This window comes from Halomonas ramblicola, from assembly GCF_030409215.1.
In the GTDB taxonomy this organism is placed as follows: Bacteria; Pseudomonadota; Gammaproteobacteria; order Pseudomonadales; family Halomonadaceae; genus Halomonas; species Halomonas ramblicola.
The window spans coordinates 122,796-148,500 of sequence record NZ_JAUFPL010000032.1 but is presented as its reverse complement, the minus strand read 5'-3'; the positions used below and the strand labels follow the sequence as shown (position 1 = coordinate 148,500).

The 25,705-nt window shown below is 69.0% G+C and carries 24 protein-coding genes; 14 read left to right on the top strand and 10 right to left on the bottom strand.

Going from position 1 to position 25,705, the window contains the following annotated elements; genetic code table 11:
• Positions 1–4: 4 nt before the first annotated feature.
• The 7 genes from QWY80_RS14740 to QWY80_RS14710 all read right to left on the bottom strand — a co-directional run bounded on the left by QWY80_RS14740 (position 5) and on the right by QWY80_RS14710 (position 6,120).
• Entirely contained in the window at positions 5–1,057 is a 1,053-nt protein-coding gene (locus tag QWY80_RS14740; protein WP_290232975.1) for a prolyl oligopeptidase family serine peptidase, read from the bottom strand.
• Positions 1,058–1,065: 8 nt separating this feature from the next.
• Positions 1,066–1,755, bottom strand: a complete 690-nt coding sequence (gene bamJ / locus QWY80_RS14735; RefSeq protein ID WP_290232973.1) for a BamJ family beta-barrel-assembly machinery protein — start codon at positions 1,753–1,755, stop codon at positions 1,066–1,068.
• A 155-nt stretch (positions 1,756–1,910) separates the two neighbouring features.
• Complete coding sequence (locus tag QWY80_RS14730) at positions 1,911–2,354, bottom strand: universal stress protein (RefSeq protein WP_290232971.1); 444 nt, start codon at positions 2,352–2,354, stop codon at positions 1,911–1,913.
• Between the two features lie 27 nt (positions 2,355–2,381).
• Positions 2,382–3,668 (bottom strand): TRAP transporter large permease, encoded by a 1,287-nt coding sequence (locus QWY80_RS14725; protein WP_290232969.1) that lies wholly within the window; start codon positions 3,666–3,668, stop codon positions 2,382–2,384.
• A 30-nt stretch (positions 3,669–3,698) separates the two neighbouring features.
• Positions 3,699–4,277, bottom strand: coding sequence for a TRAP transporter small permease (locus tag QWY80_RS14720; protein ID WP_290232967.1), 579 nt, complete (start codon positions 4,275–4,277; stop codon positions 3,699–3,701).
• A gap of 186 nt (positions 4,278–4,463) precedes the next feature.
• Positions 4,464–5,489 (bottom strand): TRAP transporter substrate-binding protein, encoded by a 1,026-nt coding sequence (locus QWY80_RS14715; RefSeq protein ID WP_290232966.1) that lies wholly within the window; start codon positions 5,487–5,489, stop codon positions 4,464–4,466.
• Between the two features lie 94 nt (positions 5,490–5,583).
• Entirely contained in the window at positions 5,584–6,120 is a 537-nt protein-coding gene (locus QWY80_RS14710; RefSeq protein WP_290232962.1) for a TIGR02444 family protein, read from the bottom strand.
• Between the two features lie 50 nt (positions 6,121–6,170).
• On the opposite strand from QWY80_RS14710, the gene QWY80_RS14705 reads away from it, so the two are divergent.
• Positions 6,171–8,114, top strand: a complete 1,944-nt coding sequence (locus QWY80_RS14705; RefSeq protein WP_290232960.1) for an ABC-F family ATP-binding cassette domain-containing protein — start codon at positions 6,171–6,173, stop codon at positions 8,112–8,114.
• Positions 8,115–8,182: 68 nt separating this feature from the next.
• Here the strand turns inward: QWY80_RS14705 and dtd are convergent, their stop codons facing one another.
• The 3 genes from dtd to thiD all read right to left on the bottom strand — a co-directional run bounded on the left by dtd (position 8,183) and on the right by thiD (position 10,459).
• Positions 8,183–8,620, bottom strand: coding sequence for a D-aminoacyl-tRNA deacylase (dtd, locus tag QWY80_RS14700; RefSeq protein WP_290232957.1), 438 nt, complete (start codon positions 8,618–8,620; stop codon positions 8,183–8,185).
• Between the two features lie 97 nt (positions 8,621–8,717).
• A complete protein-coding gene (locus QWY80_RS14695) occupies positions 8,718–9,563 on the bottom strand; it encodes a universal stress protein (RefSeq protein WP_290232955.1) in 846 nt (281 codons plus the stop codon).
• A gap of 83 nt (positions 9,564–9,646) precedes the next feature.
• Complete coding sequence (gene thiD / locus QWY80_RS14690; RefSeq protein ID WP_290232953.1) at positions 9,647–10,459, bottom strand: bifunctional hydroxymethylpyrimidine kinase/phosphomethylpyrimidine kinase; 813 nt, start codon at positions 10,457–10,459, stop codon at positions 9,647–9,649.
• A 190-nt stretch (positions 10,460–10,649) separates the two neighbouring features.
• Here thiD and ndhC point away from each other — a divergent pair, with 190 nt between their 5' ends.
• The 13 genes from ndhC (at position 10,650) to nuoN (ending at position 25,624) form a co-directional block, all read left to right on the top strand.
• On the top strand, positions 10,650–11,057 hold the full coding sequence (gene ndhC / locus QWY80_RS14685) for an NADH-quinone oxidoreductase subunit A (RefSeq protein ID WP_290232951.1): 408 nt from the start codon (positions 10,650–10,652) through the stop codon (positions 11,055–11,057).
• 140 nt (positions 11,058–11,197) lie between these two features.
• On the top strand, positions 11,198–11,875 hold the full coding sequence (locus QWY80_RS14680; protein ID WP_290232948.1) for an NADH-quinone oxidoreductase subunit B: 678 nt from the start codon (positions 11,198–11,200) through the stop codon (positions 11,873–11,875).
• Between the two features lie 61 nt (positions 11,876–11,936).
• Positions 11,937–13,709 (top strand): NADH-quinone oxidoreductase subunit C/D, encoded by a 1,773-nt coding sequence (gene nuoC / locus QWY80_RS14675; protein ID WP_290232946.1) that lies wholly within the window; start codon positions 11,937–11,939, stop codon positions 13,707–13,709.
• 3 nt (positions 13,710–13,712) lie between these two features.
• Positions 13,713–14,222, top strand: coding sequence for an NADH-quinone oxidoreductase subunit NuoE (gene nuoE, locus QWY80_RS14670; RefSeq protein WP_290232944.1), 510 nt, complete (start codon positions 13,713–13,715; stop codon positions 14,220–14,222).
• On the top strand, positions 14,219–15,550 hold the full coding sequence (nuoF, locus tag QWY80_RS14665; protein ID WP_290232941.1) for an NADH-quinone oxidoreductase subunit NuoF: 1,332 nt from the start codon (positions 14,219–14,221) through the stop codon (positions 15,548–15,550). The genes nuoE and nuoF overlap by 4 nt, the downstream gene beginning before the upstream one ends.
• The gene (nuoG, locus tag QWY80_RS14660) at positions 15,550–18,288 is read left to right on the top strand and encodes an NADH-quinone oxidoreductase subunit NuoG (protein WP_290232939.1); all 2,739 of its coding nucleotides are present in this window, start codon (positions 15,550–15,552) and stop codon (positions 18,286–18,288) included. Before nuoF ends, nuoG begins: the two co-directional genes overlap by 1 nt.
• Before the next feature lie 14 nt (positions 18,289–18,302).
• Positions 18,303–19,271 (top strand): NADH-quinone oxidoreductase subunit NuoH, encoded by a 969-nt coding sequence (nuoH, locus tag QWY80_RS14655; protein WP_290234154.1) that lies wholly within the window; start codon positions 18,303–18,305, stop codon positions 19,269–19,271.
• 16 nt (positions 19,272–19,287) lie between these two features.
• A complete protein-coding gene (gene nuoI, locus QWY80_RS14650) occupies positions 19,288–19,827 on the top strand; it encodes an NADH-quinone oxidoreductase subunit NuoI (RefSeq protein ID WP_290232937.1) in 540 nt (179 codons plus the stop codon).
• A gap of 40 nt (positions 19,828–19,867) precedes the next feature.
• Positions 19,868–20,392 carry an NADH-quinone oxidoreductase subunit J gene (nuoJ, locus tag QWY80_RS14645; protein ID WP_290232935.1) on the top strand — a complete coding sequence of 175 codons (525 nt, stop codon included), beginning with the start codon at positions 19,868–19,870 and terminating at the stop codon, positions 20,390–20,392.
• Positions 20,389–20,697: an NADH-quinone oxidoreductase subunit NuoK gene (gene nuoK / locus QWY80_RS14640; RefSeq protein ID WP_290232934.1), complete on the top strand. Its 309-nt coding sequence runs from the start codon at positions 20,389–20,391 to the stop codon at positions 20,695–20,697. Before nuoJ ends, nuoK begins: the two co-directional genes overlap by 4 nt.
• An 11-nt stretch (positions 20,698–20,708) precedes the next feature.
• Positions 20,709–22,562, top strand: coding sequence for an NADH-quinone oxidoreductase subunit L (nuoL, locus tag QWY80_RS14635; protein WP_290232932.1), 1,854 nt, complete (start codon positions 20,709–20,711; stop codon positions 22,560–22,562).
• A gap of 69 nt (positions 22,563–22,631) precedes the next feature.
• Positions 22,632–24,179 carry an NADH-quinone oxidoreductase subunit M gene (gene nuoM, locus QWY80_RS14630; protein ID WP_290232930.1) on the top strand — a complete coding sequence of 516 codons (1,548 nt, stop codon included), beginning with the start codon at positions 22,632–22,634 and terminating at the stop codon, positions 24,177–24,179.
• A complete protein-coding gene (gene nuoN, locus QWY80_RS14625; RefSeq protein WP_290232928.1) occupies positions 24,176–25,624 on the top strand; it encodes an NADH-quinone oxidoreductase subunit NuoN in 1,449 nt (482 codons plus the stop codon). Before nuoM ends, nuoN begins: the two co-directional genes overlap by 4 nt.
• Positions 25,625–25,705 lie beyond the last annotated feature (81 nt).

Sequence of the window (25,705 nt, the reverse complement as noted above, 5' to 3'; positions counted from 1 at the left end):
CGGCTCAGTCGGGCGGCGACTCCTGCAGCCGGTCCAGCATGGCCATCAGGGCGCGCACCTGGGTGCCCTCGCGGGTATCGTGGAGCGGGTCGAGCTGCCAGGTGCTCTCGGCGTAGCCCCACCAGTCCCAGCAGCCCTGGGGGTTGGCCAGGCTGGTTTCCACCTGGGGGTAGAGCACCACTCGCCGGTTGGTGGCCGCCCAGGCGTTGAGCCCGTTGTGGCGCACGAAGGCCTCGCCGATCTGCTCGGCCCCCATGGAGCAGCCGTGCAGGGCCAGGGTGAGTGCGCACTCCCCCGATTCACACCCCTCCGGTACGAACAGGTAGCCGGCGTCGTCGAGGCCCTTGGCGTCGAAGTCGCCCTGGTCGAAGCGCCGCAGCTCACCGCGCGGTTCGCCGTCGGCGGGCGGTGCCTGCTCCCCGTGCAGCCAGGCCAGGGCCGCGCCGGCGATGTCCCGGTCGCAGGCCAGCAGGTGGGTGCCGCCGCCGCGACGGCAGTCGCCCAGTTCGCTCGCCTCTGCCGCCACCGAGCCGGCATCGACGGGCCAGCCGTGGCCGATGCCGTCGTCCCGGCGCAGGCGCAGCTGGTCGTCGGGGGCGGCCAGCCAGGCCGCCAGCTGTTCGCTCAGGGCCTCGCCCAGCGCCGGGTCGACGGTGTCGTCCTCCCCGCCGTGCCAGACGAAGGCCCGCAATTCGGCGAGCGCCTCGGCGTCACCCACCTGGTCGCGCTCGCGATAGTCGGCCAGGCGCAGCTCGAGGTCTCCCGGGTCGGGCAGGCCGCGGCGGGTGGTCATGCACTGGCCGAGCGCCAGGCCCAGTGAGCCCCGGGCGCAGGACCAGGGCCCGGCGGCCAGCACGCCCAGGCCGGCGAAGCGCTCGGGCCAGGCCACCGCCAGCTGGGTGGCCATGTAGCCGCCGGAAGAGACGCCGATGACGCTGGTGGCGTCGCCCGTCACCCCCAGCCGCGGCAACTCGGGCGGCTCCTCCTGGGCCGCGACCGGTATGGCCGCCAGGCCGGTGAGCGCCAGGGCGGCGGCGAGTCGCGAGGGGCGGGTCATCGGGTGGCTCAGTCCTCGGTGGCGACGTCGAGCAGCTCGACCTTGAAGATCAGGGTCTCGTTGGGGCCGATGGGGCCCTGGCCCTGGGCGCCGTAGGCCAGCTCGGCGGGAATCACGATCTCCCAGGTGTCGCCGACGCTCATCAGCTGCAGGGCCTCCTGCCAGCCGTCGATCACCTGGTCGACGCGGAAGCTGACCGGCTCGCCGCGCTCGTAGGAGCTGTCGAAGACGGTGCCGTCGATGAGGGTGCCCTCGTAGTGCACCTCGACGGTGTCGGTGGCCGCCGGGGTGGCGCCGTCGCCGGCCTCGAGCTCGCGGTACTGCAGGCCGGAGTCGGTGGTCTCGACGCCCTCCTCCTCGGCGTTGTCGGCCAGGTAGGCCTCGCCCTCGGCGAGGTTGGCCTCGGCTTCCTGTTCGGCCTCGGCCTGGCGGGCCGCCATGGCCTGCTGCTGGAAGTTCATCAGCGCCTCGGCCATCTCCTCTTCGCTCATCTCGAGTTCGCCACCGGCGAAGACGTCCTGGATCGCCTGGGTGAAGGCGTCGACGTCGAGGTCCTCCACGTCCTGCTGGATGCTCTGGCCCAGGGTGACGCCCAGGCTGTAGCCCAGCTTCTCGTCGTCGGTTTCCGGGGCGGCCAGCGCCAGGGGGGCGGCGCCGAGCAGGGCGGTGAGGGAGGCGGTGGTCAGCAGTCTCTTCATGGGAGTCCCTTGTTTATCGATCTGATGAGGCGAATAGCCCGCTATTTAACGAATCAGCTCCTTCGTGCGCCTCAAGTTGGATGCAAACCCATGGGACTCTAACAGGGCCGGGCCGGTTCCGCACCAGAGGGCGATGCCGGCCCGGCGACGAGGCGTCAGACCACCAGGGTGGGACAGTGGGCGGAGCCGGCCACGCGCTGGGAGACGCTGCCCAGCAGCAGGCCCTTGTCGCCGTTGGTGCCCTGGGCACCGATCACGATCAGGTCGCACTCGCGCTTGCGGGCGAAGCGCACGATGGTGCGCGAGGGGCGCCCACCCTTGACGAAGGCGCGTAGCTTGTCGGCCGGTACGCCCATCTCCGTCGCCTGGGTCTTGGCGTGCATGGCGATCTCGGTGGCGTACTCCTTGAGGGCGTCGTCGGGGATGTCCAGCTTGTCGGGGCGCACCATGGAGAGCGAGGCCTCCAGCAGGCTGTGGTGTTTGAACACGCAGAGCAGGTAGAGCTCGGCCCCGGTCAACTTCTGGAGTCCCACGGCCTTTTCCAGCGCCTGCAGGGCGCCCTTGGAGCCATCCACCGGAACCAGTATCCGATTGAACATCGTCACCTCTCCTCTTGGTGTCCGGGGTCAGTCAGCAAAGGCCAGGTCGCGCAGGAAGAGGGCGATCTGCGGGAACATGATCAATAGGGCCGCCGCCAGCACCAGCATGAACACGAAGGGCGGAGTGCCCTTGATCACGTCCCAGTAGGGGCGCTTGAAGATGGCGATGGCGGTGAAGATGTCGCAGCCGAAGGGCGGCGTCGCCGAGCCGATCGCCACCTGCAGGGTGATCAGGATGCCCACCAGCACCGGATCCAGGCCGGTGGCCGCCACGGCCGGGGCGAAGATCGGCGTCAGCACCAGGATCACCACGATGGGGTCGACGAACATGCAGGCCACGAAGAAGGAGATGCAGATGGCGATCAACACCCCGGTGGGGCCCGCCTCGCCGATGCCCACGGCATCCAGGATCGCCTGGGGAATCTGGGCGAAGGAGATGATCCACGAGAAGCCGTTGCCGGCCGCGACCAGGATGAAGACCACGGCGGTGATCAGGCCGGTGGACTTGGCGATGGCGTAGATGTCCGCCACCTTCAGCGAGCGGAAGACGATGAACTCCAGGAAGACGGCGTAGAGCACGCAGGCGGCCGCCGCCTCGGTGGGGCTGAAGACGCCACCATAGATGCCGCCGACGATGATCACCGGGAAGCCCAGCGGCCATAGCGCCTGGCGAACGGCAGTGAAGCGTTGTCTCCAGTTCGCCCTGGCCTCGGTGGGGACATCGCGGATCAGGGCGTAGGCGACGCAATAGACCGAGAACATCACCAGGATCATCAGGCCCGGGCCGATACCGGCGATGAACAGCTCGGCGATGGAGGTCTCGGAGATGACCCCGTAGATGATCATGCCGATGCTCGGCGGGATCAGGAAGGCGATGTCGCTGGCGTTGATGATCAGTGCCAGGGTGAAGGAGTCCGAGTAGCCGGCCTTGAGCATCTTGGGGCGCAGCGGCGAGCCCACCGCCACCACCGTGGCCTGGGTGGAGCCGGAGACGGCGCCGAACAGGGTGCAGGAGGCGGCGGTGGAGACCGCTAGCCCTCCCTTCACGTGGCCGATGAAGGACATCACCATGTTGATCAGGCGATCGGCCGACTGGCCGCGGGTCATGATGTCCGCGGCGAGGATGAACATGGGCACGGCGATCAGCGAGGCGGGCCGGATGCCGGCCATCATCTGCTGGATCAGGGTATCCATCTGGCCCAGGCCGTTGAACATCATGTAGAAGCCGATGACCGCCGCGGTGATCAGCGGGATCATCATCGGAAAGCCCAGCAGCAGCAGGGCGATCATGGTCACTACCATTATTGTCGTCATCTTGCGCTCCCTCAGGCGTGTCGCCCTGCGTCAGACTTCCGTTTCCGTATCCTTGTAGCCGTCGATCACGCCGGTCGACAGGTAGACGTCCCGCGACGTCATGTTCTTGATGGCGGTAAGCAGGTACTGGATCCCGGTGATCAGGAAGCCCAGCGGGGCCCAGACGTAGATGACCCAGATCGGGAAGCCCAGCGCCGGCAGCACGCGACCACTGGCCCTCAGGTCCAGCATGTAGACGATCGCGTAGTAGAGCAGGAAGAACATCACCAGCGAGGTGAAGAGGGAGATGCAGATCATCAGCGCCTTGCGCCCGCCCACCGGCAGGGCATCATAGATCGCCGACATGCGGATGTGCCGGCCGTGACGGGCCGCATAGCCGATGCCGGCGAAGGTGATCATGATGATCAGGATGCGATTGATCTCCCCGGTGAAGAAGATGCTACCGCCCAGCATGAAACGGGCGATGACGTTGGCGACGGTATTGATGGCCATCAGCAGCACGCCCATGGCGAGCAGCACCGCCTCCAGCTTGCTCATGAAGGTGTCGACGACCCCGAGGGGGCCCGGCAGGCCTGAGCGGTAGTTCTTTTCGGACTCTTCATCCGTCATGGCGGCGCTCTCCCTCCAGCATGCGTTACGGGTAGATGGGTTCCCTTGCCTGTCAGCATATCCTGTGCGCTATGGGCACCCGGCCTCGAGGGTCAACGCTGGGTGCACGCTGCGACGGCGTGGCCGGAAACGAGCAGGGGGGTGACCCGGGTGGGCCACCCCCCTGCCATCCAGCGCGGCTCGCTATCACTCCGCGTCTTCGTTGACGGCCTCGAGGTCGGCCTTGAACTGGTTCAGCAGTTCCTCGCCGGTCTCGCCGGTCATCTCGAGGAACTCCTCCTCGACCTGGGGCGCACGCTCGCGGAAGGCCTGGATCTGCTCCTCATCGAGGCGGGTGACGCTGCACTCGTCGCCGCAGTCTTCCATGATCTTGTCCAGCGACTCCTCGGACAGGCCCTGGATATGCTCGATGGTGTGATCGTAGGCCGCCTCGGAGGCCTCATTCACCAGCTGCTGGTCCTCCTCGGAGAGGCCGTTGAAGAAGTCCTGGTTGGCCATCATGGCGGTGGTGAACCAGCCGTGGCCGGTGAAGGTCAGGTGCGGCGACACCTCGTAGAGGCCGCCGGACTCGATCCAGAAGATGGGGTTCTCCTGGCCGTCGATGATGCCGGTCTGCAGGCCGCCGTAGACCTCTCCCCAGGGCAGCGGCGTGGGGGTCGCGCCGAAGGCGCTGTAGGTCTCGGAGAGCAGCGGGTTGGTCATCACCCGGATCTTCTTGTTGTCGAGATCCTCCGGCGAGCTGATCGGCTCGTCGGTGGTGATCACCATCTCGCCCTCCGGGTACATCTGGAGCAGCTCCAGGCCGTGTTCCGCATAGATCTCCGGGAACATCTCGTTGATGGCCTCGCTCTCGTCGAAGAACTCGAGCACGGTTTCCATGTCGGTGGGCAGCAGGTAGGGGATGAAGAAGATCTGAGCCGACGGGATCAGGGACCCGGTGAAGCCCGGCGACTGGTTGACGAACTGGAGGATGCCGCTGCGGGTCTGCTCCATGATGTCGTCGGACTCGCCCAGTTCGCCGAAGCGATAGATCTGGACGGTGTGGTCGGAATTTTCCTCGACGTATTCCTTGAAGGCCACGGCGAAGACGTCCTGGACATCGCCCTCGTACTCCTCGTGGGCGTAGCGCCAGTTGTCTGCCATGGCGGCGGAGGTCATGCCTAACATCAGCGCGCCGATACCGGCGGTGGACAACAGCTTGTGTGACTTCATTCTTGTGGTCCCTCTGCAGGTTTGGCCCATGCAAGGCGAGTCGTTCGCCACCGGGCTTCAGGTGAACATCACATTCACTCGTCTGATTTTCAGGCTAGCGTGGCCCCCGGGGAGGGTCAAGGCAGGCAACCAGGCTGTTGAGCGTTGAAAGATGCGGTTTTTTCTGCAGTTTTAGGGTTTCGGCGAGAACTTTTTCATAGTCGGGGTGGGGCGCGGAAAGCGGTCCCGACTGGTCGCACAACGTCAGGTCTTGCAGGCGGGAAAGCGTCTCTCTCTCGGCCTGCAGCTCCGCCCGCTTGAGGGTCTCGCGCAGCGCGGCGACGCCCTCGCAGCGTGCCGCCCGGGCCTTCAGGCCGCGACGCAGCCGGCGCAGCGGAGCCGTGACCTCGCGCTGCCAGGCCCGGATCTCCGCCAGGCTGGCCTCCAGCGCGACGTCGGGCACGGCACCGTGGTGCAGCAGCCAGCAGCGCCACAGCAACTCGCAGACGTCGACGCCGGCCTCGTCCTGCAGGCGCAGGCAGGCGGCCTCGACCCCCGGGCGGGCGTAGAGGTCGAGGGCGAAGGGCCAGAGCGGTGCCGCGGCGAGGCGAGCCCGCAGGCGGGCCGCCATTTCGGTAGAATCGTGGGTCATCGTCTCGCTGCCGCCACGGCGGCAGCCCATGCACAGCCCGTGGAGCCCGCATGATCGCACTGCGCCAAGTTTCCCTGCAACGCGGCACCCAGGCCCTGCTGGAGGGCGCCGACCTGACCCTCCACGCCGGCCACAAGGCCGGCATCGTCGGCCCCAACGGTGCCGGCAAGTCGAGCCTCTTCAAGCTGCTGCTCGGCGAGCTGGTCCCGGATCGGGGTGAGGTCGAGATGAGCGGCGGTCAGCGCATCGCCCATATGGCCCAGGAGGTGGAGGCGCTGGCGCGTCCCATCGTCGACCACGTGCTCGATGGCCACCACGAACTGCGTGAGGCCGAGGCGGCCCTGGCCGCCGCCCGCGAGGCCGGCGACGATCACCGCGAGGCCGAATTGCACGGCGTCATCGAGGCCCTCGATGGCTACAGCGCGCCCTCGAGCGCGGCCCAGTTGCTGGTCGGGCTGGGCTTCACCCAGGCCGACCTCGACCGGCCGCTGTCGGACTTCTCCGGGGGCTGGCGCATGCGGGTGGGTCTGGCGCGCACCCTGTTCATGCCCTCCGACCTGCTGCTGCTGGACGAGCCCACCAACCACCTGGACCTGGACGCCCTGTTGTGGCTCGAGCAGTGGCTGGTGCGCTACCCCGGTACCCTGCTGCTGATCTCCCACGACCGCGACTTCCTGGATGCCGTCTGCGACCATATCGTGCACTTCGATCGCCGCAGCCTGGTGCTCTACCGCGGCAACTACACCACCTTCGAACGTACCCGCGCCGAGAAGCTGGCCCTGCAGCAGGCCGAGGCCGCCAAGCAGCAGGCGCGGCGCGAGGAGATCGAGCGCTTCGTGGCGCGCTTCCGTTATCAGGCCAACAAGGCACGTGCCGCCCAGAGCCGCTTGAAGATGCTCGAGCGCATGGGCGACATCGCCGTGGCCCATGCCGACTCGCCCTTCCACTTCACCCTGCCCGCCGCGGAGAAGACCTCCCATCCGCTGCTGGTGCTGGACGAGGCGCGGCTCGGCTATCGTGACGCCTCGGGTGACGAGACGGTCCAGCTCGAGGACGTCAAGCTGACCCTGCTGCCCGGCCAGCGCATCGGCCTGCTGGGCCCCAACGGCGCCGGCAAGTCGACCCTGATCAAGTCGCTCACCGGGGAGCTGCCGTTGCTTTCCGGCCGGCGGGTGCCCGGCGAGCACCTGGCCGTCGGCTACTTCGCCCAGCATCAGTTGGAGGGACTGGATCTCGCCTCGACGCCCTTCATGCACGTGCAGCGCCTCTCGCCCACCGCGGCGGACCTGACCATCCGCAACTTCCTGGGCGGCTTCGGTTTCCGGGGCGACGATGTCTTCGGCGAGGTGGGGCGCTTCTCCGGCGGGGAGAAGGCGCGCCTGGCGCTGGCCCTGGTGGCCTGGCAGAGGCCCAACCTGCTGCTGCTCGACGAGCCCACCAACCACCTGGACCTGGAGATGCGCGAGGCGCTCACCGAGGCGCTGGTCGGCTTCGAGGGCACGGTGATCATCGTCTCCCACGACCGCCACCTGCTGCGGGCTACCGTGGACGAGTTCTGGCGGGTGGCCGACCATCGTGTCGAGCCCTTCGACGGCGACCTGGAGGACTACCGCGCCTGGCTCAAGGCCAGGCTGGAGGGCGAACGCCGCGAGGCGCGGGTCGACAAGGCCGAGCGCCAGGCGGAGGGCGCGGCACCCAAGGAGGACCGCAAGGCCGCCCGGCGCGCCGCCGCCGAGCTGCGCGAGAAGCTGCGCCCGCTGAAGCGCCGCCGCGACCGTGCCGAGCAGGCCATGGAGAAGGTGCAGGCGCAACTCACCGAGGTGGAGGCGGCGCTGGCCGACGCCGAGCTCTACACCGACGCCGCCCGCAAGGACGAGCTGACCGCCACCCTGGCCCGCCAGGGTGAGCTCAAGTCGCGGCTGGAGGAGCACGAGGCCGAGTGGCTGGCCGCCGAGGAGGCGCTGGAAGAAGCCGCGCTGCGCGCGGAGACATAAGACGCGGCTACGCCGCTCGAAGCGGGAAGACACACCCCCATCCTGTCTTCCCTCCTCCCTCTTCCCTCTTAACTCTCGAGGAGAAACGTCACCGGCCCGTCGTTGATCAGCGCGACCCGCATGTTGGCGGCGAATTCGCCGCTGGCGACCCTCGGCCAGGCGTCGCGGGCGCGGTCCAGCAGGTAGTGGAAGAGGCGTTCGCCCTCGGCGGGCGGGGCGGCGCTGGAGAAGCTCGGCCGCAGCCCCTTGCGGGTATCCGCCGCCAGGGTGAACTGGGAGACCAGCAACAGCCCGCCCTCGACCTGCTGGACATCGAGGTTCATCTTGCCCGCCGCGTCGGCGAACACCCGGTAGTGCAGCAGCTTGTGCAGCAGGCGGCGGGCGGCGGCCTCGTCGTCGCCCTTCTCGACCCCTACCAGGGCCAGCAGGCCGTGGTCGATGGCGCCGACCGTGCGGTCCTCCACCGTCACGCTGGCCTGGGTCACGCGCTGGATCAGTGCCTTCATGCGTCGTCCTCGGCGTCCCTGAAAACCGCCAAGGGTAGCATGCGCGGGCGCCTCGGCGGTCGCAGCGAACAGGGGCTCGGGCCGTCCATCGGGGCGCCTACCAGGCGCGGCACAGCATGATGTCGCAGTGGGGCTCGGCCAGCAGCCGCTCGGTGATCTGGCTCTGGCGCCCCAACTGGCCGCGGCTGCCCAGCGCCAGCAGGTCCGGCGGCTGGCGGCGCAGGCGCGTCATCAGCACTTCCAGGGGGTCGCCCTGCTCCAGTACCAGCTCGAGTTCCGGCACGTCGTCGAGTTCCGCCATCAGCTGCTCGGTCTCGCGCTCCAGTTGGGTGCGCAGGCGGGCCACCTCACGGTCGCGCCAGCGCGCGTAGTCGCCCTGGGAGCCCAGCTCGCGCTCGCCGGGGATGTCCCAGGCGTGCAGCAGGGTCAGGCGGGCGTCGGGGAAGCGCCTCAGGGTCTCGCGCAGGGTATGGCGGCAGGTGAGCGAGAAATCCACCGGCACCAGGATGTCGTGCCACGCCTGGTTGGCGGTGTGGCTCACCGAGAGCACCGGGCAGGGGGCGCTGCGCAGCACCCGGGCCAGGGTGGTGCCGGCCACCAGGTCGGGCTGGCCGCGCTTGCGGTGGGCGCCCAGCACGATCATGTCCACCTCGCGTTCGTGGGCCTCGCGGATGATCTCGGCATAGGGGGAGCCGGCCACCGTCTGCATCAGCACCCGGGGTTCGGGGAGGGCGTAGTCCTCGCGAATGTCGGTGAGCATGGCCTGCATGTCCGCCACCACCGCCTCCTCCAGGTCATGGAGCACCCGCCGCGGCAGGTAGGGGTCGAGCACGTGGATGACGTCCAGGCGGGCGCCATGCTCGTCGGCCAGGCGCACCGCGCGGGCGAAGGCGGCACGGTTCTCGGCGGAGAGGTCGCAGGCGAACAGCAGGGTCTGGGTCATGATGACTCCCTCCCATGGCAGGTGATCCCGGTGGGACAGCCTTCAGCATGGGTGGGGAGGCGCGGGCCTGCAAGCTCGCCGGGTCACCACCAGGCGTGGAAGTGGTGCACCGGGCCGTGCCCCCGACCCACCGCCAGGCGCTGGCTGGCGGCCAGCGCCTCGCCCAGCCAGCGCTTGGCGTCCGCCACCGCCGCGGGCAGGGTGGCGCCGGCCGCCAGGCGGGCAGTGATCGCCGAGGAGAGCGAGCAGCCGGTGCCGTGGAGATTGGCGGTGTCGACCCGCACCGCCTCGACCCAGGTCGTGGCCTCGGCGGTGATCAGCAGGTCGGGGCACTCGGCGCTCTCCAGGTGGCCCCCCTTGAGCAGGGTCGCCCCGGCACCCAACTCGCGCAGGGCCGGCGCCAGGGCCTCCATGCCGGCCCGGTCGGTGGGCGCCGGCCGGTCGAGCAGCACTGCGGCCTCCGGGAGGTTGGGGGTGATCAGGTCGGCCAGCGGCACCAGGACGTCGCGCACCGCGCGGATGCCGGCGTCGTCCACCAGGACGTCGCCGCTCTTGGCCACCATCACCGGATCCAGCACGGTCCAGTGCGGCCGGCGACGCTCCAGTGCCGCGCGGATCGTCTCGGCCACCTCGCGGCTGGCCACCATGCCGATCTTGACGGCGTCGATGTGCACGTCGTCGAGCAGGGTCTTGAGCTGGAGGCCGATGAAGTCGGCCGGGACCGGGTGCACGCCGGCGACGCCGCGAGTGCTCTGGGCGGTGAGGGCGGTGATCACGCTGGTGCCATAGGCGCCCAGCGCCGAGAACGCCTTGAGGTCGGCCTGGATGCCGGCGCCCCCGCTGGGGTCCGAGCCGGCGATGGTCAGGGCATTGGGAATCGGTCGTGGCTGTGTCATGACGTCATGGTATCGCAAGGTGGTGTCGGTGAGTGAGCCTCAGGGACCACTCTGACAAAGGGCGTCTCATCACCTATCCTCAATAGCAGCCGCCTTCCATCCGGATATCAGGGAACGCTTTTCAATGCCGCCTGCTCTTGCCGAGGCATTGACACGCAGGGGCCGGGTCGGCGAACCATCGAGGAGCGACATGAGCCAAACCGCCAGCGCCGTGATTGCCGAGCAATGGGCCGTGGGGCTGTTCGTCCTGGCCGTGCTGGTACTGTGCGTGTTCATGGCCGGTATCGCCAGCCTGTTGGGAGGACGCAGCTCGGGGCCGGCGAAGAGCCTGCCCTTCGAATCCGGGGTGGTCGGCGCCGGCAGTATCCGTCAGCGCTTTTCCGTCAAGTTCTACCTGGTCGCGATGCTGTTCGTGATCTTCGATATCGAGGCCGTCTACCTGTTCGGCTGGGCCGCCGCGGTGCGCGAGGTCGGCTGGCCTGGCCTGTGGGGCGCGGCGGTGTTCATCTTCATCCTGCTCGCCGGCCTGGTCTACGACAGCCGTGTCGGCGCCCTGGACTGGGCGCCACGCCGCCGCCCCCTCGAACACCGGTCCTGACGAGCTGGCGCCTGGGCATCAGGAATGCCGGCCGGCAGGCCAAGGCCCGGCCGGTCTCTCCACCGCAGGCCAATGCAGAGCCTGATCTCCCGGCGCCCCAGGCGAAGCCTGACACTTGTGTCCGTGCTGGAGGAAGTCGCATGGAGTACACCCTGACGCGTGCCGACGACAGCGTGGCGGGAGATGCCCGCTACCCCCTGGGCGAACGCCGCCGCGTCGAGGCACCCACCCGGCAGCAGCTCGAGCGCAACATCTTCACCGGCAAGCTCGACGACGTCCTCAACAGCGTCGTCAACTGGGGGCGCAAGAACTCCCTGTGGCCCTACAACTTCGGCCTGTCGTGCTGTTACGTGGAAATGACCACGGCGTTCACCTCCCCCCATGACATCGGCCGCTTCGGCTCGGAAGTCATCCGCGCCTCGCCGCGCCAGGCGGACTTCATGGTCATCGCCGGTACCGTGTTCATCAAGATGGCGCCGGTGATCCAGCAGCTCTACGACCAGATGCTCGAGCCCAAGTGGGTGATCTCGATGGGCTCCTGCGCCAACTCGGGGGGCATGTACGACATCTACTCGGTGGTGCAGGGGGTCGACAAGTTCCTGCCGGTGGATGTCTATGTGCCGGGTTGCCCGCCACGGCCGGAGGCCTTCCTGGAAGGGCTGCGGCTGCTGCAGGACGCGATTCAGGCGGAGCGCCGGCCGCTGTCGTGGGTGGTCGGCGACCAGGGCGTCTATCGGGCCGAGCTGCCGTCGCGACGCGAGACACTGCGCGAGCGTCGCATTCATGCCACGGAACTGCGTACACCGGACGACGTATGAGGCGCTATCGGCATCGTCATTCAGCCGGGAGTGAAAGCGAATGCGATCGATGAGTCAGGCCATGCCGTCGAACGCGGCGTCCCGGGAGGACAGGGCAGACGACCCGGTCGTCGTCGCCCTCAGGCAGCGCCTGGGGGCCCGGGCGATTGGCGTGCAAGCCACCCTGACCGGCATGCCGGTGGTATGGCTGGCGCGGGAGTCGCTGTGCGACGCGCTCGCCTTGCTGCGCGACATGCCCGAGCCCTTCGAGATGCTCTTCGACCTCTCGGCGGTCGACGAGCGCCTGCGCTCGCGGCGCGAGGGGCTGCCCGAGGCGGATTTCACCGTCTTCTACCATCTGCTCTCGGTGTCGCGGAATCGTGATGTCATGCTCAAGGTCGCCCTGGCCGAAGGCGACCTGACGCTACCCAGCGTCCGGTCGCTCTACCCCAATGCCGACTGGTACGAGCGCGAGGTGTGGGACATGTTCGGCATCGTCTTCCGCGGCCATCCGCACCTGACGCGCCTGCTGATGCCGCCCACCTGGGAGGGGCATCCGTTGCGCAAGGATTATCCGGCCCGGGCTACCGAGTTCGACCCCTATACCCTGACCGTCGAGGGCCAGGAACGGGAGCAGCGGGCACTGCAGTTCGACCCCGAGGCGTGGGGCATGCAGCGCGAGAGCGAGGACACCGACTTCATGTTCCTCAACCTCGGCCCCAACCACCCCTCGGCGCACGGCGCCTTTCGTATCGTGCTGCAGCTCGACGGCGAGGTGATCGTCGACTGCGTGCCGGATATCGGCTACCACCATCGCGGTGCCGAGAAGATGGCCGAGCGGCAGTCGTGGCACAGCTACATCCCCTATACCGATCGCGTCGACTACACCGGTGGGGTGGTGAACAACCTGCCCTATGTGCTGGCGGCGGAGACGCTCGCCGGCATCGAGGTGCCGGAGCGGGTCAAGGTCATCCGCGTGATGCTGACCGAACTCTTTCGCGTCAACAGCCACCTGCTCTACCTCGGCACCTACCTGCAGGACCTGGGGGCGATGACCCCGGTGTTCTACGCCTTCACCGACCGCCAGAAGGCCTATGAGGTGATCGAGGCGATCACCGGCTTTCGCATGCATCCGGCATGGTTTCGCATCGGGGGCGTGGCCCAGGACCTGCCCCGGGGCTGGGAGCGACTGATGCGGGATTTCCTCGCCTGGATGCCGAAACGCCTGCGCGAGTACGAGCGAGCGATGATGGACAATGCCATCGTGCGCCAGCGGACCCGCCACATCGCCGCCTACACCACCCGGGAGGCACTGGCCTGGGGGGTGACCGGACCCAACCTGCGTGCCACCGGCCTCGATTTCGACCTGCGCAAGCAGCGCCCCTATTCGGGCTACGAGCAGTTCGACTTCGAGGTGCCGGTGGGCGCCAACGGCGATATCCTCGATCGCGGCCGGCTGCGTATCGAGGAGATGCGCCAGAGCCTGCGCATCATCCAGCAGTGCGTCGATCACATGCCCGCCGGCGACTACAAGGCCGACCATCCGTTGACCACCCCGCCGCCCCGCGAGCGCATGCTGGAGCACATCGAGACGCTGATCACGCATTTCCTGCAGGTGTCCTGGGGGCCGGTGCTCGAGGCCAACGAGTCGCTGGCGATGATCGAGGCGACCAAGGGCATCAACGGCTACTACCTGACCAGCGACGGCAGCACCATGAGCTACCGCACCCGTATCCGCACCCCCAGCTTTCCCCACCTGCAGCAGATTCCCGCGGTGATCCGCGGCGCTCTCGTCTCGGATCTGATCGCCCACCTGGGCAGTCTCGACTTCGTCATGGCCGATGTGGATCGCTGACCCATGAGAGAGAACCTGGAGCCCCTGGCAAGCGACGGCGACGGCTTCGTGCTCGACCCGCAGGACCGGCGCGCCATCGAGCAGGAGCGTCGCCACTACGAGCAGCCGCAGGCGGCGTGCATCGAGGCGCTCAAGATCGTCCAGCGCCGACATGGCTGGGTGCCGGACGGAGCGATCGTCGCCATCGCCGAGACACTGGGCATCGGACCCGCTTCGGTCGAAGGCGTGGCGACCTTCTACAGCCTGATCTTCCGCCAGCCGGTGGGCCGTCACGTGATCCTGATCTGCGACAGCAGCGTGTGCTTCCTCACCGGCTTCGAGCCACTGCACGCGGCGCTGGCCGGCCAGCTGGGCATCGACTTCGGCCAGACCACCGACGATGGCCGCTTCACGCTGCTGCCGGCCTGCTGCCTGGGGGCGTGCGATGGCGCCCCGGCACTAATGATCGATGACGACACCTACGCCACCGTCGCGGCGGAGGACCTGGCCACCCTGCTGGAGGCATACCCATGACCGCGACGCGCTACCGCAGCCGGCTGCACCAGGCGGGGGGCGAGCGTCGCCTCGAGACGCATCCGCTGACCTGGTGGCTGCGCGATGACGGCGAGCGAGTCGACCTCGACGACTATGTCGCCAAGGACGGCTACGGCGTGGTGCGCCAGGTGCTCGGCCATCAGACGCCGGATGCGGTGATCGAGACCCTCAAGGCGGCCAATATCCGCGGTCGCGGCGGCGGCGGCTTCTCGGCGGGCGTCAAGTGGAGCCTGACGCTCAAGGGCGAGGAGGTGCCGCGCGGCTACCTGGTGTGCAATGCCGACGAGATGGAGCCCGGTACCTTCAAGGACCGATTGCTGCTCGAACAGCTGCCGCACCTGCTGCTCGAGGGCATGATTCTCGGCGGCTACGCCAATGCGGCGTACTACGGCTACATCTTCCTGCGCGGCGAATACGTCGCGGCAGCGCAAGCGCTGGAGCGGGCCATCGAGGAGGCGCGCGCCGCCGGCTGGCTGGGCCGCGACATCGCCGGCAGCGGCTTCGACTTCGACATCGCCCTGCACACCGGGGCCGGACGCTATATCTGCGGCGAGGAGACCGCCCTGATCAACTCCCTGGAGGGGCAGCGCGCCAACCCGCGGGCCAAGCCACCGTTTCCCGGCCAGTCCGGCGCCTGGGGCAAGCCGACCGTGGTCAACAACGTCGAAACGCTGTGCAACGTGCCGGCGGCGCTGCGCTTCGGGGCCGACTGGTACCAGGGGCTCTCCGGGGAGCGCAGCGACGACGGCGGCACCAAGCTCTACGGCGTCTCGGGCCAGGTGCGGCGCACCGGGCTGTGGGAACTGCCCATGGGCACCCCGGCGGGCGAGCTGCTCGACCGCGCCGGGGGGCTGCGCGACGACCGCACGCTCAAGGCCTGGCTGCCGGGTGGCGGCAGCACCGGCTTCCTGCTGCCCGAGCACCTCGACCTGGCGCTGGACTTCGACACCATCGGCAAGGCCGGCAGTCGCCTGGGCACCGGCCTTCTCACCCTGGTGGCCGACGATCAGAGCCTGGTCGCGCTGGTGCGCAACCTGGAAGAGTTCTTCGCCCGCGAATCCTGCGGCTGGTGCACGCCGTGCCGCGACGGCCTGCCCTGGGCGGTGGAACTGCTGCGCGCGCTGGAGCGTGGCGAGGGGCAGCCAGGGGACATCGAACGGCTCGAGGCGCTGGCCGCGGATCAGGGGCCCGGCAAGACCTTCTGCGCCCATGCCCCCGGCGCGGCGATGCCGCTGGCCTCGGCGATCCACTTCTTCCGCGACGAATTCGCCCGCGGCATCGCCGGTGCAAGGGAGGAGGGAGGCTGATGGCGACGATTCAGGTGGACGGTCGCCGCTATGCGGTCGATGACCGGGACAACCTGCTCCAGGCCTGTCTGACCCTGGGCTTCGATCTGCCCTATTTCTGTTGGCATCCGGCCATGGGCAGCGTGGGGGCGTGTCGCCAGTGCGCGGTCAAGCAGTACCGGGACGCCGATGACACCCAGGGGGCGCTGGTCATGGCCTGCATGACGCCGGCCGCCGACGGCACCCGGATCTCGATCGCCGACGACCAGGCCCGCGAGTTCCGTGCCAACGTCATCGAATGGCTGATGGTGCACCATCCCCACGACTGCCCGGTGTGCGAGGAGGGCGGTCACTGCCACCTGCAGGACATGACGGTGATGACCGGCCATCACCGGCGCCGCTACCGCTTTCGCAAGCGCACCCATCGCAATCAGTACCTGGGGCCCTTCATCGCCCACGAGATGAACCGCTGCATCACCTGTTACCGCTGCGTGCGCTTCTACCGCGACTATGCCGGCGGCACGGACCTGGGCGCCTTCGGCGCCGGCGACAACATCTATTTCGGCCGCCATCGCGAGGGGGTGCTGGAGAACGCCTTCGCCGGCAACCTGACCGAGGTCTGCCCCACCGGCGTGTTCACCGACCGGCCCCATTCCGAGCGCTATGCCCGCAAGTGGGACCTGCAGTTCGCCCCCAGCGTCTGCCACCAGTGCGCGGTGGGCTGCAACACCAGCCCCGGCGAGCGCTATGGCGAGATCCGGCGCATCGAGAACCGCTACCATGGTGAGGTCAATCGTTTCTTCCTGTGCGACCGTGGCCGCTTCGGCCATGGCTACGTCAATCGTGACGATCGCCCGCGCCGCCCCGAATGGCACGCCGCGGCGGGGGAGACGCGCGTCCTGGACGTCGACGAGGCCCTGGAGCGCGGCGGCGAGGCACTGCGCCGGGCCCGACGGGTGATCGGCATCGGCTCGCCGCGGGCGAGCCTGGAGAGCAACCACCAGCTGTGCGAACTGGTCGGCCAGGACAACTTTTCCACCGGCATCGCCGAGCGTGAGCAGGTCTGCCTGGCGCGAATGCGTCGGCTCAACCTCGATGCCGGCCTGCCCACGCCGACCCTGCGCGAGGTCGAGGCGCACGACGCCGTGCTGGTGCTCGGCGAGGACCTGATTGCGAGCGCCGCGCGGCTGGGGCTGGCGGTGCGCCAGGCGGTGCTGGGGCGTCGCGAGGTCCTGGCCGAAGCCCGCGACATCCCCGCCTGGAATGCCGAGGCGGTGATGACCCTGGCGCAGGATGCCCGTCATCCGCTGTTCATCGCCTACCCCACGACCACCGAGCTGGACGCCATCGCCGAGCGCTGCCTGCACCTGGCCCCCGATGACATCGCCCGCCTGGGCTTCGCGGTGGCCCACGCCATCGATGCGACGGCGCCCGCCGTCGGGGGGCTCGACGAGCGCACCCGGGCGACGGCCGAGCGCATCGCCGAGGCGCTGCGCTCGGCCCGGCGTCCGCTGGTGATCGCCGGCGGCTCGCTCGAGTCGCCGGCGATCCTCGAGGCCGCCGGCAATGTCGCGCGGGCGCTGGCGACCCGGGAACGCCGGGGCGGCCTGACGCTGGTGCGTCGCGAGGCCAACAGCACCGGCGTTGAGCTGCTCGATGGCCGACCGCTGGAGTGGGCACTCGACGCGCTCGGCCAAGGTGACGCCGATGCCGTGGTGGTGCTGGAAAACGACCTCCATCGGCGCCTGCCGGGCGAGCGCGTGGATCGCGCGCTGGCCGCTGCCGAGACGGTGATTGCCCTCGATCATCAGCGCACCGCGACCTGGGAGCGGGCTCACCTGGGCCTACCCGCCGCCAGCTTCGCCGAGGCGGACGGCACCCTGGTCAGTCTCGAGGGCCGCGCCCAGCGTTTCTACCCGGTGTACGAGCCGCGCTATCACCGCCCCGAGTCGCGCATCCATCCGGGCTGGCGCTGGTTGCTGGCGTTGCATGCCGGTCTCCAGCGCCGCACGCTGCCCGACGTCGCCTTCGATGATCTCACCCGCGACTGCGCGCGGCGCCACCCGGTGCTGGCCGGGATCGTCGCGGCCGCACCGGGGGCCGACGAGCGGGTCTGCGGCCTCAAGCTGGCCCGCCAGCCGCACCGCTACAGCGGGCGCACGGCAATGCGCGCCGATCTCGATGTCAGCGAGCCGTCGCCCCCTCGGGATCCCGACACGCCCTTCACCTTTTCCATGGAGGGCTATGCCGGCTTCGATCGACCGCGCCGGGAGGTGCCCTTCGCCTGGGCGCCGGGCTGGAACTCGCCGCAGGCCTGGAACAAGTTCACCGACGAGGTGGGCGGCCACCTGCGCGGCGGGGACCCCGGCGCCAGGCTGCTGGAGCCGGCGGCGGGCGTCGCCGGCCATGTCGACGCGATACCGCCGCCCTTTGAAGCCGGGGTCGGCGAGTGGCGGGTCGTGGTGCTGCCCCGCCTGTTCGGTGGCGAGGAAACCTCGTCACGCGCGGCGCCGATCATGGCGCGCGCGCCGGCCCCGACCCTGCGCCTGGCACCCGCGGATGCCCGGCGGCTCGCGGCCGAGGCGGGGGACACCCTGGTCATCGAGACCTCGCTGGTGCACCTGACGCTGCCGCTGCTGGTCGATGCGGCACTGCCCAGCGGCCTGGTCGGGATCCCTGCCGGCCTGGCGGCCGCGCTATCGAGCGGAGCACCGGCCAGGCTGTCGGTGGTACCCGGGGATGGGGAGGCTCAGCCGTGAACGGGTCGACGGAGATGCTCGTGGTCGTGCTCGCCGCCATGGCGCAGGCGTTGGCGATCCTCGCCGGCGCGCTGCTGCTGGCGGCGGTGATGACCGTGGTCGAACGCCGCCTGCTGGGCCTGTGGCAGGATCGCCATGGTCCCAATCGCGTGGGTCCCTGGGGCTCGCTGCAGCTGGTCGCCGACATGATCAAGATCCTGTTCAAGGAGGACTGGATCCCGCCTTTCGCCGACCGCGCCCTCTTCGTGCTGGCACCGGCCATCGCCATGGCCTCGCTGCTGCTGTCGTTCATGATCATCCCCTGGACCCCGACCTGGGGCGTGGCGGACTGGCACATCGGGCTGCTGTTCTTCTTCGCCATGGCCGGCATCAACGTCTATGCCGTGCTGCTGGGCGGCTGGTCGAGCGGCAACAAGTACGCGCTGCTCGGCGCCATGCGTGCCACCGCCCAGACGCTCTCCTACGAAGTGTTCATGGGGCTGTCGCTGATGGGCGTGGTGGCGCTGGCGGGGTCGTTCAATCTGCGCGACATCGTCGCCGCCCAGCAGGGGCTGTGGTTCATCGTCCCGCAGTTCTTCGGTTTCTGCACCTTCCTGGTCGCCGGGGTCGCGGTGACCCATCGCCATCCCTTCGATCAGCCCGAGGCCGAGCAGGAACTGGCCGACGGCTATCACATCGAGTACTCGGGCATGAAGTTCGGCATGTTCTATGTCGGCGAGTACCTCGGCATGGTGCTGGTCTCGGCGCTCATCGTGACGCTGTTCTTCGGTGGCTGGCACGGCCCCTGGCTGCCCCCCTTCGTGTGGTTCGCGCTCAAGACCGCGGCGCTGCTGGTGCTCTTCGTGCTGCTGCGCGCCTCCCTGCCGCGCCCACGCTTCGACCGCATGATGAGCTTCGGCTGGCGGGTCTGCCTGCCGCTGACGCTGATCAATCTGCTGGTGACCGGTGCCGCCATCCTGTGGCTGTCGCCGGCCGCTGACTGAACCGAGGAGGCACGAGATGTGGACATCGCTGATTCCTGCAACCTGGTCGCAACTGCGCACCCTCGGCATGGTGTTCCGTCACGCCTTCCGCAAGCGCGAGACGGTCAGCTACCCCGAGGAGGCGGTCTACCTGTCGCCGCGCTTCCGCGGTCGCATCGTCCTGACCCGCGACCCGGATGGCGAGGAGCGCTGCGTGGCGTGCAACCTCTGCGCGGTGGCCTGTCCGGTGGACTGCATCGCCCTCGAGAAGGGCGAGGCGGAGGATGGCCGCTGGTATCCCGCCTCCTTTCGCATCAATTTCTCGCGCTGCATCTACTGCGGCATGTGCGAGGAGGCGTGCCCGACCTCGGCGATCCAGCTCACCCCCGACTTCGAGATGAGCGAGTACCGGCGCCAGGACATGGTCTACGAAAAGGAGGACCTGCAGATCGACGGGCCCGGCAAGGACCATGACTACCACTTCTACAAGGTGGCGGGGCTGGCCATCGCCGGCAAGGGCAAGGGCGAGGCGCAGGACGAGAAGCCGCCTCGCGACGTCAGGACGCTGCTGCCCTAGGCTCGTCCGACCCGACTCAGCCGACACACGGAGGTCCTGTATGGAACTGGCATTCTACGCAAGCGGCCTGGTCGCCGTGCTGGCCACGCTGAGGGTAATCACCAGCACCAACCCCATCCATGCGCTGCTCTACCTGATCGTCTCGCTGCTGGCCGTGGCCCTGGTGTTCTTCGCCCTCGGCGCGCCCTTCGCCGGGGCGCTGGAGGTCATCGTCTACGCCGGGGCGATCATGGTGCTGTTCGTGTTCGTGGTGATGATGCTCAACCTGAACGCGGCGGTGACCGCCCGCGAGCGTGCCTGGCTGGGGCCGCGGACCTGGGTGGGGCCGTCCGTGCTGGCGGCGCTGCTGCTGGTCGTGCTGCTCGCGACCCTCCAGCACGGCGATATCGGCCGGGTGATCGAGGGCGACACCCTCACCGCCAAGGCCGTGGGCATGGTGCTGTTCGGGCCCTGGCTGGTGGTGGTCGAGCTGGTGGCGATGCTGCTGCTGGCGGCCCTGGTCACCGCCTCGCACGTGGGGCGCTCGGTGTCGCGGGAAGCGGATAGCGGGAGGGACGGCGCATGAATGGCGTTCCCATGGCGCATGGCCTGGTGCTGGCGGCCGTGCTGTTCACGCTGGGCCTGGCCGGGCTGATGTTCCGGCGCAACATGATCTTCATGCTGCTCAGCCTGGAGATCATGCTCAATGCCGCGGGCCTGGCGTTCATCGTCGCCGGCATGGCGTGGGACCAGGCCGAGGGCCAGGCGATGTTCCTGCTGGTGATCACCCTGGCGGCGGCGGAGGCCAGCGTGGGGCTGGCGCTGCTCAACCAGCTCTATCGCCGTTTCAAGACGCTGGATATCGACACGGCCAGCGGCATGCGTGGCTAAAGGGAGGATCGATGACCTGGACCCTGCCGCTGACCTTCCTGCTGCCCCTGGCCGGGACGCTGATCCTGGCCTTCTCCGGGGCGCGACTGGGCCGGCGTGGCACGACCTGGGTCGGGGTGACCAGCGTGGCGCTGGCGGCCCTGGTCACGGCGCTGCTGGCCCACCACTACCTCGCCGCGCCCGAGGCCCGGACGCTGACGCTGTGGCGCTGGATCGCGGTGGGCGACTTCCAGCCCACCATCGGCCTGAGGCTGGATGGCCTGTCGCTGACCCTGCTCGGCGTCATCACCGGCGTCGGCCTGCTGATCCACTGGTTCGCCGCCTGGTACATGCAGGGCGAGGAGGGCGTCACGCGCTTCTACGCCTACATGAACCTCTTCGTGGCCAGCATGGTGCTGCTGGTGCTGGGCGACAATCTGTTGCTGCTGTTTCTGGGCTGGGAAGGCGTGGGGCTGTGCAGCTACCTGCTGATCGGCCACTACTACCGCACCGCCGCCAACGTCCGGGCGGCGTTCAAGGCCTTCCTCGTCACCCGCATCGGCGATGCCTTCCTGGCCATCGGGCTGTTTCTGCTGTTCCGCGAACTGGGCACGCTGAACATTGCCGAGATTCTCCAGCGTGCGCCCGAGCGCTGGTCGGCCGGCGACCCCCTGGTCGAACTGGCGGCGCTGCTGCTGCTGGGCGGGGCGCTGGGCAAGTCGGCGCAGCTGCCGCTGCACACCTGGCTAGCCGACGCCATGGCCGGCCCCACCCCAGTGTCGGCGCTGATCCATGCGGCGACCATGGTCACCGCCGGGGTCTATCTGGTCGCGCGGCTGCACGGGGTCTTCCTGCTCGCCCCGGCCGTGCTGTGGCTGACCGGGGTGATCGGCGCCCTGACATTGCTGGCGGCCGGCTTCGCCGCCCTGGCGCAGACCGACATCAAGCGCGTGCTGGCCTATTCGACCATGAGCCAGATCGGCTACATGTTCCTGGCGCTGGGGGTGGCCGGCTTCGAGGCGGCGATCTTCCACCTGATGACGCACGCCTTCTTCAAGGCGCTGCTGTTCCTCTCCGCCGGCGCGGTGATCGTCGGTTGCCATCACGAGCAGGACATCCGCCGCCTGGGCGGGCTATGGCGGCGCCTGCCGCTGGCCTATGTCGGCTTCCTGGTGGGCGGGGCGGCACTGGCGGCGCTGCCGCTGGTCACCGCCGGGTTCTACAGCAAGGACGCGATCCTGTGGCAGGCGTTGGCCGCGGGCCATGGGGCGCTGCTGCTGGCCGGGCTGCTCGGCTCGCTGCTCACCTCGCTGTACCTCCTGCGCCTGATCGTCGGGATCTTCCACGGCGAAGCGGGCAGCGAGGGCGCCCGCCGGGCCGAGGCAGGGCAGGGACTGGCGCACGGGCTGCCGCTGGTGGTGCTGGCGCTGCTGTCGACCTTCCTCGGTGCCTGGCTCGAGCCGCCGCTGGGGAGCGTGCTGCCCGCCCCTCACGAAGGTAGCGAAGGCTGGCACCTGGCGCTCGAGCTCCTGGCCGGCGGCGTCGCCCTGCTGGGGATTGCGCTGGGTGCCTGGCTGTTCCTGAACCGCCGTGCCTGGCTGGCCGACGTCGCCGCCCGTGGCTTGGGCGCCCGGCTTTGGCGCCTGTGGCACCACGCCTGGGGCTTCGATGCCGCCTACGAGCGCCTGCTGGTGCGTCCCTATCGCGGCCTGGTGAGCGGGTTGCGACACGATGCCATCGATGCCCTGGGCCTGCTGCCCGCGCGACTGGCGTGGTGGCTGCATGTGGCGCTGTCGCGCACCCAGGGCGGCAAGCTGCGTCTCTATGCCGTGTCGATGGTGGTCGGGGCGACCCTGATCCTGCTGGTGATGGCAGTGGCGGCGTGAGGCGCCGGTTTCCGGGCCGACAAGGAGAGCGAGGATGACGACGCAGTACAGGCAAGGAGTCCGCACCCCATGGCGTTGATCTGGCTGATCCTGATTCCCTTCCTCGGCGGCCTGGCGTGCTGGCAGGGCGAGCGCTGGGGCGACGGGGTGCCGCGCTGGATCGCCCTGGGCAGCATGCTGCTGGTGCTGCTGATCACGCTGGGCCTCTGGTGGCAGGGCGACTACCGCTGGCCTGCCGGAGCCGAGTCGGGTGTCGTGCCCTGGGCCCTGGAGTGGCGCGCACCCTGGATACCCCGCTTCGGTATCGAGGTGCACCTGGCGCTGGACGGCCTGTCGCTGGTGCTGGTGGCGCTGTCCGCCCTGCTCGGCGTGCTGGCGGTGCTCTGCTCCTGGCACGAGATCCGCCGGCGGGTCGGCTTCTTCCACCTCAATCTGCTGTGGATCCTGGTCGGGGTGGTCGGGGTCTTCCTGGCCGTCGATCTGTTCCTGTTCTTCGCCTTCTGGGAGATGATGCTGGTGCCGATGTACTTCCTGATCGCGCTGTGGGGCCACAGCAGCGCGACGGGCCGGTCACGCATCGGGGCGGCGACGAAGTTCTTCCTCTATACCCAGGCCAGCGGCCTGCTGATGCTGGTGTCGATCCTCGGCCTGGTCTTCGCCCATCGGGCCGCCACCGGCGAGCTCACCTTCAGCTATGCGGCGCTGCGCGAGACGCCGCTCTCCGACGAGGTGGCGATGTGGCTGATGCTGGGTTTCTTCCTCGCCTTCGCGGTCAAGCTGCCGGTGGTGCCCTTCCACGGCTGGCTGCCCGATGCCCATGCCCAGGCACCCACCGCCGGCAGCGTGGATCTGGCCGGCATCCTGCTCAAGACCGGCGCCTACGGCCTGCTGCGCTTCGCGCTGCCGCTGTTTCCCGAGGCCTCCCAGGCGATCGCGCCGCTGGCCATGGGGCTGGGGCTGGTGGGCATCGTCTATGGCGCGCTGCTCGCCTGCGGCCAGCAGGACATCAAGCGGTTCATCGCCTACACCAGCATCTCGCACATGGGGTTCGTGCTGATCGGCATCTACGCCGGCACCGAACTGGCGTTGCAGGGGGTGGTGGTATTGCTGGTGGCCCATGCCTTCTCCACCTCGGCCCTGTTCATCCTGAGTGGCCAACTCCACGAACGCCTGCATACCCGTGACCTGGGCGAGATGGGCGGCCTCTGGGGACGCCTGGGCAGCCTGCCGGCGTTCATGCTGTGCTTCGTCGTCGCCTCCCTGGGGATGCCGGGAACGCTCAACTTCGTCGGCGAGTTCATGATCCTGTTCGGTAGCTTCCCTGTGGCTCCCTGGGTGGTGGCGATCGCCAGCGCCGGCCTGGTGCTGGCGGCGATCTATTCGCTGCTGCTGATGCAGCGGGTTCACTATGGTCCGCCCCGCAGCGAGTCCAGCCTGGCCGATCTCGATGGGCGGGAATACGCCATGCTGCTGGGCCTGCTGGCGCTGGTGCTGGTGCTCGGGCTCTATCCGCAACCGCTGCTCGATACCGCCGGCCCCGCCATGCAGGAGGTTCAGCGACTGTTCGACGATGCCGCGACGCCTTCGCCCACCACCATGCCGCTGGGGGACTCATGACCTTGACCGGGACACACCTCGTGGCCCTGTTGCCGCTGATCCTCGTGTGTGCCGCGGCGATCACGGTGATGCTGGGTATCGCCTGGCGCCGCCACCATGCCGGTACGGCGACGCTCACCGTGGCCGGCCTCGTGGCGGCCCTGGTGGCGCTGCTGGTGATCTGGTCGCGGGCGCCGATCGAGGTGCCGCTGCTGGTCATCGACGGCCTGGCGCTGCTGGCCGGCGCGACGATCCTGGGCGCCTCGCTGGTGTGCGTCGCCCTGGCCTACGGCTATCTGGAACGCTATCCGGGCCCGCGAGAAGAGTTCTACCTGCTGCTGCTGTGTGCGGCGGCGGGGGGCATGGTGCTGGCGGCCAGCCGGCACCTCGCCACGCTGTTCATCGGCCTGGAGCTGTTGTCCATGCCGCTCTACGGCATGCTGGCCTACGCCTTCACCGAACGGCGCTCGCTGGAGGCCGGGATCAAGTACTTCATGCTGTCGGCGGCGGCCAGCGCTTTCCTGCTGTTCGGCATGGCACTGATCTATGCCCAGACCGGCCGTCTGGACCTGGCGGGGGTGGCGGGGGTGTTCGGCGAACGCCCGGCGTCCTGGGGGCTGGCGGGCATCGGCCTGCTGCTGGTCGGGCTGGGCTTCAAGGTGTCGATCGTGCCGTTCCACCTGTGGACACCGGATGTCTACGACGGCGCACCGGGCCCGGCCGCGACTTTCCTGGCGTCGGCGAGCAAGGTCGCGGTGTTCGTGGTGCTGCTGCGCCTGGTGCTGGCGACACCCGGCTTTCAGGCGGAGTGGCTGCGCGGCTTGCTCGCGGCGCTGGCGCTGGCCGGCATGCTGGTGGGCAACCTGCTGGCCCTGCGCCAATCGAACCTCAAGCGCCTGCTGGGGTACTCGTCGATCGCGCATTTCGGCTATCTGCTGGTGGCGCTGGTGGTGGGCGAGGGGTTGGCCCTGGAAACCAGCGGCGTCTATCTGCTCACCTATGTGGTGGCAACGCTGGCTGCCTTCGGCGTGGTGACACTGCTCTCCAGCCCCTACGGCGGCGGGGACGTGGCGGCGCTGTACCACTATCGGGGCCTGTTCTGGCGGCGTCCCTGGCTCACGGCGGTGCTCACCGTGAGCCTGCTGTCGCTGGCCGGGATTCCCTTCACCGCGGGCTTCATCGGCAAGTTCTATATCCTCGCGCTGGGCGTCGAGGCCGGTCACTGGTGGTTGGTCGGCGGTATCGTGGTGGGCAGCGTCATCGGCCTCTACTACTACCTGCGGGCGATGGTCGCCCTCTACCTGGTGGAGCCCGGCATGCGGCGTCACGATGCCCCGCCCGACTGGGGAGTCCGGGCCGGCGGTATGGTCGTGCTGGGCTTGGCGATCCTGGTCGTGCTGCTCGGCATCTATCCCTGGCCGATGATCGCGTGGGTGACCGGGGTCGAGGTCTTCACGGCGGGGTGAGGTGCCGGCGAGGGCCGACGCCTGGCTGGCGCCGTTGTGTGCCGGATAACGCAGGGGGCGCCCGAAGGTGGCCCCCTGCGC